Source organism: Desulfobulbus sp., assembly GCF_031547805.1.
Taxonomy (GTDB): Bacteria; Desulfobacterota; Desulfobulbia; order Desulfobulbales; family Desulfobulbaceae; genus Desulfobulbus.
In genome coordinates this window covers 192419-202456 of the sequence record NZ_JAVBRQ010000001.1, presented here as the reverse complement: position 1 = coordinate 202456, position 10038 = coordinate 192419, and the positions used below count along the sequence as shown (strand labels likewise).

Below are 10038 nucleotides of genomic sequence, written 5' to 3'. Positions count from 1 at the left end.
GTTGGCGCATTCATGGTTCAATCGATTTCGCAAATTAATACCACGATACGAGAAGACGGACCTCTCGTATATTGCACTCAACACCTTGGCGGCCGCTATGATTGTCTTGAACAAAATCATGGCTATTTATAGATAAGCACTTATATATAAGCACTGAATATGGGCGCGTCGGACAAGCAAAACCGTGTGGGGTGGTGTTGGTTAGGAGTATCTAAGTTGACAAGGCTCCCCTGCTTGCTTAGGGTTGAAGCAGGTGATCTGGCGGTGATGTCAGGGAACTTGCCGTACTTGCGAGTCATCGGAAGCGATGGCGACAAACTGGAACGAAGAGCACACAACAGGAGGCTCGTGATGAAATACACATGCATGAACTGCGGCTCGACCGCGGACCAAGCCCATACCCTTTGCAATCCATCCACCGACGAGTTGACCTCGACCTTTTGCGCCACGTCCACCGGCGAGGTCTGCGAGGAGAAAGTGGAGAGCATGGAATACACCTGCGGCAGTTGCGGCGGTCTGTCCCCGGATGCCGAACACCTTTGCAGTCCGAAAAAAATCATCAAATTCTAGCCCGGCGGGAAGATTCGCGGTCCAGGCTGCTCATCTCTTTTGTTCGGGGGAATTTCCCGAAGACAACCAAGGTGCTGAGGCCAGCCCCTGGCGATGAGCGGCCCTGGCCTCCATTCGGTCCGGCCGAATCGCCAACAAAAAACGGCGCCCGACCCAGTGGGTCAGGCGCCGTTTTTTCTTCAAAAAGCCATGGATGCGGGGTGGGCGGACTGGCTGACGGATCCGCTCTTCCCCAAGGCGTCGTTAGTTTGACTCCGACGCATCCATGGCCCGTTCCATATCGATCATCTCCCTGGCCCGCTCCATCGCCCGCCGTTCATTGTCGCCACCCATGGCGACATGCTGGCTGCGGCCGGAGGGGGAAGTGATGTCGAAGCTGAAATTCGAGCACATATTTTTCCCCGGTTTCACGGTAATGGTCCATTCTTGGTAGGTCTCGGTCATTGGGCTGTTCATGGCGAATGCCTCCTCGGCATGGCACAAAGTCGGTTGTCCGTGTCGATACGATAAGTCTTCCGCGAGGAAATGGTCGGGAAAATCGTGCCCAGCCGCGCGGACGGGATTGTGGCCGGAACAAAAAAAGCACCGATCGTTGCCGATCGAGTGCTTGTCGTCAAAGTGGTATGGCCCACCAGGTCAAGAGAGTATCCTTGACGAATCCAGGCCCGCATCCCGCCCCAAAGGTGCTGGGACGGGGCGGAGCGGTTCAACCGTTGCCTCGGACGGTCATTTGGGCGGGAAATGATCGGGATCGACCACATACCAGACATCGTTCACCCCCTGGCCGGTCGTTTCGCCCGGCATGGTGTCTTTGACCCAATAGTACAGGGGATAGCCACGGAAGGTGGTCTGTTTCTTGCCGTCTTCCCTGGTGATGGTTCCGAAATCCTCAGTCTTGACGCCCTTGGGCGCCTTGATGGCGTCGTCGTAGTAAATCGGCCACTTATCGACGCACGGCCCCGAGCAGGCACTCATGCCGGCGGTGTCCTTCTTGAACCAATACAGCGTCTTGCCGTTGGCATCGGTGAGATATTTGCCAACGCCTTCTTTCTCGTGAATTTTAACATCGTGATCCATGGCCATGGCCATGGTGGCCCCGAACAGCAGAAAAAAGCCGGCCATGATGGCACTCATTATTCTGTTCATACCAACCTCCTGTGGGAAGAGTTCTTGTTCGTGACGGGATGAAGGTATGGTTTGCATTCCATGGCAAAATGCAAGTGGCGAATTTTCCGACCACTGTCTTTTCGATGGGTTGCGGTGAGGGAGATGGGGGAAAGCGTATTGTCGCGGATCGATCGGGTGGCGCAAGCGTTGTTCAGGGCAGAAATTCGACCTCCAGGACTCGGCCGGCGGTGCGGCCCTGGCTGTCGACCGCGGTTAGTTCGTACCGACCGGAGGCGCTGGGGCGCCAGGGCAGGACCGCGTCGCCCGAGCTGTTGCCCAGGTAACGGTTATCGGCAAACCAGTACACCCGCTCGCTGTCGCTTTCGATGGCGGCCGCCAGACCGATGGTCTCCTCGGGCCGCGACAACCGCAAGGTATACACGGTATTGGTCAACGGCGACAACAGACGGGGCGGTTCGCCCGCCACCACGCCTTCCGTCGCGGCCGGACAGTCGCGGCCTGCGGAATCGGGCGGCAGTCGGCGCGGCAGCCCGGCCTCGCGAAAGAGCCGCTGAGTATCCGAAGGCCAGAACTCGAACACTTCCGACCGGGTCCGGGCCGGATCGTAGGGCGGGCAGGCGGCCAAGCCGGAATCGTTCATCACCACCACCGGCCGGTGCAGGGTGGAGACGCGGATGGGCGATTTGCCGGGGATGAACCAGGTCGGCACCGTGTGCGGGCACCAGCGGTTGGGCAGATCGCCGGAAGCGGCGCACACTTCGACCCGGATGAGGCCGGGCGGCGGCTGGATCGGTGCGGGCGCTTCGTCCGCCGCGATCAGCTCCAGGGCATCGGCGATGCGAAAAAAGAGGGGGGCTGCGGCCTTGACTCCCACCAGGGCCGGATTGCCGTGGCCGTCGAAGTTGCCCAGCCAGACCGCAAGCACGTAGTCGCCGACCAGGCCGACGGACCAGGCATCGCGAAATCCCCAGGAAGTCCCGGTTTTCCAGGCGGTTGCCCATTGGTGGCCGTTGCCACGCCGGGCGGACGGGCGCGGGTGGGCATTGAGCATGTCGCGCACCATGAATGCCGCTTGCGGCGAAAGCAGGGGCGTGCCGTTGACCGTGGGATCGGACTGGCGATAGCGGAGCGGCCGGTGCAGGCCGTTGTTGGCCAGCATGGCGTACAGCCCGGCCACCTCCTCCATGGTCAGCTCGCCGCCCCCGAGCACCAGGGCCAAGCCATAGTGCGATTCCGGCCGCAACCGGGCGATGCCGGCGCTGCGGAGAAAATCGTACAGGCTCGGACTCCGCAGCCGGTTGGCCAGCCAAACCGCCGGAATGTTGCGGCTGCGGATCAAGGCGTCGCGGGCCGGAATCGGACCGGCAAAGCGGCCATCGAAATTTTCCGGCTGAAACGGCCCGAAGGCGGTGGGCGCGTCGTTGAGCACGGTCAAGGGATGGATCAGGCCCTGGTCGATCGCCAGGCCGTAAATGAACGGTTTCAAGGTGGAGCCAGGCGAGCGCTTGGCAAGGGCGCCGTTGACCTGGCCGTCGATGGCGCGGTCGAAATATCCGGCCGAGCCCACCAGCGCCTTGACGGCCATGTCGCGCCGGTCCACCAGGAGCACCGCGCCGTTGGCCAGGCCCCGATCGCGCCGTTCGGTGACGTATTGCCGCAGGATGCGCTCGATGGCGTTCTGCAGGCGGGGCTCCACCGTGGCCTGGATCATCGGTCCGTCACCGCCCAGGCGCAGCAGGTGATCGGTCAGGTGCGGCGCCAGAAACGGCAGGGAAGGCTGGGCCGTAAAATCCTGATCCGCAAGGGTGGTGGTCGGGGTATCCTCGGGGTGCTCCACCAGCCAGGCCGCGGCCAATCGCTGCCGGGCCCGCTGCTGTTCCGCGTCGAAATCGAACCGCCTGGCAGGATTCTGCGGCATCACGGCCAGGGCCAGGCTCTCGGTCAGGGTGAGCTGCCCGGCCTCCTTGCCGAAATAGATCCGCGCCGCCGCCGCCAGACCCTCGATATTGCCGCCCATGGGCGCCAGGTTGCAGTAGGCCCTGAGCAGTTCGCTTTTGGAGTAATGGACTTCCAGTTGCAGGGCAAGGACGATTTGCACCAGCTTGCCCGCAAGGGTGCGGGTATTGAGTCCGTGCAGCCGCCGGGCCAGCTGCATGGTCAGGGTGGAGCCGCCCTGGCGCGTGCCCGAGACATAGGTGGCCCAGGCTGCCTGTGCCAGGGCCAGCGGATTGACGCCCGGATGCCAGAAAAACGACCGGTCCTCCTTGAGCAGGATGGCGGCAACCGCCGTCGGCGCCACCTGCTCGAGCGGAATCGGAATCCGGTACTGCCCGTCGCTGGCCAGGGTCAGGCGCAGGACCGTGCCGTCGGCGGCCCGGATCAGCCGCGAGGAAGGAAAGGAGGCCTCAAGCGGCGGAGCGGGCAGCAGGCGCAAGGCCGCCAGCCCCAGCAGCGCCGTCAAGAGCGCCAGGGCCGCCGACCGCGCCAGCCGTCCGAACCATCCGCTTCGTGCGGCTTTCACGGCGCGACAATGGTCAGCTGGCCGGCCAGGCCGCGCCCCTGCAGTTTCCGCACATACATGCCTTCGGCATACGGCGGCGGCACCAGAAAGACCCCCTCGTTGGTGGCCCGGACCCGGTAGGTGTAGGTGGCGACGTCGTTGGTCAGAAGGGCATAGAGCACCACCCGGTCATCGCGGGTATCCACGAAGGAGGGCTGCCCGGACTCCTGGGCCGTTGCATCGGACTCGGGGGACTCGGCATCGCCTTGCTCCTCCTCGTCCGCGTTTTGGGGCCGAACGGTCACCGGTTCGACCCCGCCCGGCAGCAGATCGACAATCGCGATCTCGCTCGCGTCCGCGTTGTCGGCAGTGGCGCGCAATTGGAGCCGTACCGTGAACTCCTCGCCCACCTTGACCTGCGTCAGGGGCTTTCCGTCCGCGCCGATGTATTCGCGCAGAATTTCCAGCCCCTGCTGGAGCGCACCGTCGGCCGGCTGCCGGTCGAACCCGGCCTCGGTCAGCTGGTAGAAGGCCGGCGGTCCGGCCTGTTCCTTGCGCAGGATCACCTTGTCCCATCCCGGCACCAGGGCGGCCCGCGGCGGCTGGCCGTGCAGACTCAGCGGCCCGAGCGCCTGTTCCGTCCCCGCCTCGACGGTCATGTGTCCGCTTTGCGGCGCAATGGAACGGCCATAGAGATCGAAGGCCCGGATCAACAGGGCGGCGGAGAGCGAATGGTACTGCTCTCTGGACACCCAATCGCCCAGGGCCGGCAGCAGCGCTTTGGGAATGCCCGCCAACAATTGAGGGAAATGCCGGGCCAGCAGGGTCAGGAGCTCGGCGTCGTGGCACAAGGCATCGCCATACAAGCCGCCCTGGACGGCTGCTGCCGCTGCCGTTTGAGGCGCGGTGACGCTCCAGGGCACGCCGGCAATCAGCTGCTCCGCTTGCTGCTGTTGTTTCAGCAGGGCCTGGCTGGCCGCCAGGTAGGCGGCGGCCAGATCGGTGCGCCACGTCTGGCGATGGTAGCGTTCCAACTGCTCCATCGTCGCCGCCAGGGGGCCGCTGGTGACCTTGCCCTGGCGGGTGAGCAGATAGATGGCGCGGGCCTTGGTCCGCAGCTCCGCCATGCCCTCTGCCGGTCCGTTGGCGATCTTCTCCAGGTAGGCGCGTCTCAGGCGTTCGAGATCGGCGGGAACGTGGACGCCGCGTTCGCGGGCTTCGATCAGGAAATCGATGGCATAGATCGATGTTTCCGGCTGGACCGCAAGATTGCCCGCCCATTGTCCGAAACCGCCCGATTCGCTTTGCCGTTGCCGGAGTACGGCAAAGGCGGCCTGCAACGGCTTGAAATCCGGACGGACCACTTCTTCCGGCGGGGCCAGGATCAAGGCCGGCATGGCCTTGGAGATCAGCTGTTCGGTGCAGCTGTACGGGTAGTGCTCCAGGTAGGTGCTCAATCCCTGGACCCAAACCAGGGGCGAGCGGTCGTACCCAATCTCGACCGTGCGGTATTCGTCGTGCAGATCGCGTTGCCGGGCAAGGCTCAGGGCCTGTTCGGTGAACAGCCCGGCCCGCAGCGCGACCCGATAGGGCGTGGCCGGCCGGACCGAGGTGCTCTCGTGGATTCGCGCCGTCCCTTCCCCGCTTTCGGCGGTGAACGCCAATTCGGCGGACCCGAGCCGGTCGGTGGCGCGCAGTTGGAAGCGGGCCACGCCTTCGCGGCCGGGCGCCACCTCCAATTGCTGGACAGCGGGTTCGGTCACCGCGAGGCCGGGGCCGGTTTCCAGGCGAATCCGCACCTGGCTTTGCCGGGGCAGGTTGCTGAAGGCCCCGACCGAGATCGAGAACTCGTCGCCAGGCGCGACGAACGCCGGCACGTTGGGGGTCAGCACCCAGGGGCCGCGCACCTCGGTCGCGCCTTCGAAAACGCCAATCCGGGACGGGGTCACCGCCACGGCGACGATCCGCAGCCGCCCGTTGAATCCTTCGGGCACCGCATACTCGAAATCGCGGCCGCCGGCCGGCACCTGCACGATCCCGGACCAATAGGCCACCGGCGGCTGGCGCTTGCGCTTGAACGGATTGAGATGCGCGCCGATCTCGTCTTCCCCGCCGCCGCCGGGAGCGGCCGCCGCCAACAGCCGGCTGTATTCGGGCAGGATGAGGCTGAGGATCTGGGATGTCTGCACATCGAGCACCCGCTTTCTGAAAAAGTGGCCGAGCGGGTCCGGCGTCTTGTAGCGCGCCACCTGGAGGATGCCCTCGTCAACCGCGAACACCACCGCCTTGGCCGCCTCTTTCGAATCCAGGTGCAGCCGCAGGGTCGCGCCCGGCTCGATATGTTCCGGCGGCGCCATGGCCAGCGGCAGGGTGCGCGCATCCAGCGACACGGCAAACGGCGCGGCCCCGGAAGAAAGGGGACTCATGAAGACTTCCGGCGAATTGGGATCGCGCACGAACTGCACGTTGACATAGCCGTTGCCCTCCAATTCCTTGGGGACGACGATGGTCTGCACGCTGGAGGTGGTCGTGGTCTTGAACCAGGCATGGGCATACACCCGGTCGCGCTCGATGGTGATCAGGCCGGCGCCGGTATAGGGGGCGCGCAGGCTGATGTGGATCTTCTCGCCCGGCGCGTAGCTGGGCTTGTCGAGCTTGATCTGCAATTCGGCGTTGCGCTCCAGCGAGCGGCTGAGATTGGCGGCCCCGGCCACGGTCCATTTGATCCGGTTGAGCACCGTGCCCTTGGCATCGCGGACCTCATAGGCGAAATCGCCGGGCTCGGCGGTGGGCAGGGGACTGTCCTTGCCCGCCGGGTCGAGCGAAAACGGCTGGATATCCCGTTCGATCTCCTTGCGCCGCGACTCGTATTTATAGGTGCCGTCCGACTGCTTGACCAGCACGGAAAGATAGCGGTATTCGACCAGGGCGAGCTGCAGCCTGTCAACCGCCACCGGCTGCAGGTCGGGCCCCACCGCCAGCCACCGGCACGCACGGGCCGCGCCCTTGGTCACGTAATCCAGGGCATCGCGGCTGCTCACCCCGATCAGGTAGGGCGCGGAGGAAACCAGCGCCTCGTCCGCCGCCGCCACGTTGCGTCCGCCCTCCGCCTCGTAGACCTGGGCGGTCAGGCGCAGGCGGTAGGTCGCCTGGGCAAAGCGCTCGAGGTCGAGTTGCAGCTCGGCCTCGCCGGCGTCCGAGGTCCGGGCTTCGGGCAGGGTGTCGTCGGTGCCTTCCTTGAGCACGCCTTCGACGTGGAACCGGTAGCCGGGATACTGCTTGAAGGCGGGCAGGGCAGGGGTCAGCCGCATCTGGCCGGTCACCCGGCGGTCCGAGGCGGCGGCGCCGAACAGGTGCCGGGCCACGACCAGGGCCTTGATCTTTTCCGGCTGCAGCCAGCCGATGGGTTTGGGTTCGGCCAGGCTGACCGCCACCTTCATCCGGTCCGGCTCGAAATCGCCCACCGTGAACTCCGTTCCTCCGATCCAGGTGCCGCGTCTATTGTCCTTGATCAGGTAGACCGACACGGAATACGATCCGGCCGGCGCGGTCTCGCCGGTCGTGAAGTCGATCCCGTCGAATCCGCTCTCCGGGCATTTTCTCCGTTGATTCCAGACGGTCGAACCGCGCGGATCGGTGATCTCCACTTCCACCGGCATGCCCTCAATGCGGGTGCCCCAATCGGCGGCGCGCAGAATGGAGCCGATGTGCACGGTTTCGCCGGGGCGATACAGGCCGCGATCGGTAAAAAGCGCGGCAGCGACCTGATCCGGGCTCTGGGCGTTTTCCACGCCGCCGATGTCGAAGCGGGTGAGATCCACCATGTGCTCGTCGCGGCCCAGGGGGAGGAAGGACAGGTCGTTGTGCAGGCTGGCCACCAGGGCGATCGGTTTTTTCTCGCGCCGCAACTCGGCCATGCCGGGGAAGCGGGCATGGCCCTGCTCGTCGGTGTACGCCTCGGCCACGGCCAGGCCGTTGCGGCCGATGATTTCGACCTTGGCGCCGGCCACCGGCGCGCCGCTGGCGATGGACTGCACGAACACCTCCTGGCCGCCATCCAGGGTCCGCTTGCTGATCAGCCCCAGATCGGTCACCAGGATGAACCGCCGGTCGCCCTCTTCCGGGCCGTCCGGAGAATCGCCGTATTCCCGTTGGGGATTGGCGGGATCGAACGGGGAGAGATGGAGGACGAAAACCCCCCGCCGGCCGCCATCGGCGTTGAGGTAGTCGCCGATATCGACGAAGTCGTACAGCGGCTTGCTCTCGTTGGCCTGGGTGAAGGTCCGGGTGTATTCCATCCGCTCCACCAGGCGGTCGAACCGGTCGCCATACACCGAGGGCTGGGCGAATTGGCTGTGATTCTGGTCGATAATCTGGTGCAGCTGGCCGGGAAGCACCCGGGCGATCTCAACCTTCATGCCGGGCATGCCCTGGGCGAGAAAACCCACCCGCTTCTCGCCGTTCAGGCCCAGCAGGGCCCCTGCGCCCAGGAATTTGAGCATCTTGGGATACTCGCCGGTGTACAGCAGGTCGGTCACCGGCTTTTTGGAAAGATAACCGCCCACCGCCTCGACCTTTTCGTCGATCTTGACCACGATCTGGCGGTTGACCGGCGCCCGGAACACGAATCCGTGGTGGGTGTTCATGGGCTCGGCACTGGGAATTTGGCGAAGCGCCAGGGGTAGGGCCTGCTGGAGCCCTTCCTCGCTCGCCGTGGACAGGGTCCAGCGTCTGTTCTGGCCCCTTTCGGGCAACAGCCAGGCCTGTATTTTCTTGCCGATGGCCTCGTCCCGCACCGGGAACGAGCTGTCGAACATCAACACCTGTTCGGGTTCGCCCTGCTGATTGTTGACATACCGCACCGCCATGTTGGTAAAGGCCAATTGATAGCGGCCGGGGACGGTGACCGCGCGCTCGATGGGCCGGTCGGTCCGGTTGCCGCCCTTGGCCGCGCCGATGCCCTTGTCCAGGACGAGGGTGATCGGGCTCGATTCCAGCGGCACGGCCAGCGGCGCGGAGTGGATGTAGGCATGCACTCCGGTGGCGTCGACGGTCATGGTCCAGGGTTCCTTGTCGCGGTCGCGGAACCCGAGTCCTTCCGCCAGCTTCAGGCCGATTGCCCGCCGTAGGCTGGCCTCGTCGACCGGATGGGAGAAATCGACGGTGGCCACCAACTTTTTCAAGGTGTTGTCCACCGGGTCCTGATAGAGTTCGCCGGCCGCGATGGCGGCGGTGAAAGGGGCGGAGCTGAAGGTTGCCTGGTAATTGGCCAACAGCACGCCGGGCGCGAAGAAATCGTCCCGGGAAAAACTCAAGCTATAGGCCTGCCCGACCGGCCAGTCCCCCTCGGGCTTGAATTCGAGGGTGCGGTCGTCGGCCCAGCGCCAGCTGCCGGCCAGGGCCGGCTCCAGACGAAAACCGGTAACCACCGGTTTGCCCACCAGGGCCAGCGTCGCCACGGATTGGGCGAAAACGACCCGCAACGGCGCAACCACGATCGGCGATTGTTCGTAGCGCGTCAAGGCGGGCGCGTTTACCCGATAGGCAACCGTGTGCGGCACGGGCCTGTGGCTGTACCACTGCCAGCCGTACCAGCCGCCGCCGGCCGTGGCCAGCGTCGCCAGCAGCAGGATACCCGCCGCCAGGGGATTGCGCCCGGACCAGGTCCCGCACCGGGCAAGCATCCGGCCGATCCAGGCCAGCCACGGGGGCGGCTGCCAGTTGAACCGTCCGAACAGGGCGGCCAGGAAACGGGTTATCGGACGAAGCAATCCGGCAACGGCGGTAAAAAAGGAAGCGATTTTCATGGGATGCCGATCAAGAGAAAGGAGGCGGAAGCG

The 10038-nt window shown here is 65.0% G+C and carries 5 protein-coding genes; 1 reads left to right on the top strand and 4 read right to left on the bottom strand.

The features are described from left to right. The first annotated feature begins 351 nt into the window (after nt 1-351). The gene (locus RMR13_RS00850; protein WP_310598747.1) at nt 352-570 is read left to right on the top strand and encodes a hypothetical protein; all 219 of its coding nucleotides are present in this window, start codon (nt 352-354) and stop codon (nt 568-570) included. Nucleotides 571-813: 243 nt separating this feature from the next. Here RMR13_RS00850 and RMR13_RS00845 read toward each other — a convergent pair whose 3' ends face one another. The 4 genes from RMR13_RS00845 to RMR13_RS00830 all read right to left on the bottom strand — a co-directional run bounded on the left by RMR13_RS00845 (nt 814) and on the right by RMR13_RS00830 (nt 10005). Continuing rightward, nucleotides 814-1026: a hypothetical protein gene (locus tag RMR13_RS00845; RefSeq protein WP_310598746.1), complete on the bottom strand. Its 213-nt coding sequence runs from the start codon at nt 1024-1026 to the stop codon at nt 814-816. A gap of 270 nt (nt 1027-1296) precedes the next feature. After that, on the bottom strand, nt 1297-1716 hold the full coding sequence (locus RMR13_RS00840; protein ID WP_310598745.1) for a hypothetical protein: 420 nt from the start codon (nt 1714-1716) through the stop codon (nt 1297-1299). 172 nt (nt 1717-1888) lie between these two features. Further along, nucleotides 1889-4219: a penicillin-binding protein 1C gene (pbpC, locus tag RMR13_RS00835; protein ID WP_310598744.1), complete on the bottom strand. Its 2331-nt coding sequence runs from the start codon at nt 4217-4219 to the stop codon at nt 1889-1891. After that, nucleotides 4216-10005, bottom strand: a complete 5790-nt coding sequence (locus RMR13_RS00830) for an alpha-2-macroglobulin (protein ID WP_310598743.1) — start codon at nt 10003-10005, stop codon at nt 4216-4218. Before RMR13_RS00830 ends, pbpC begins: the two co-directional genes overlap by 4 nt. Between the last annotated feature and the right edge of the window lie 33 nt (nt 10006-10038).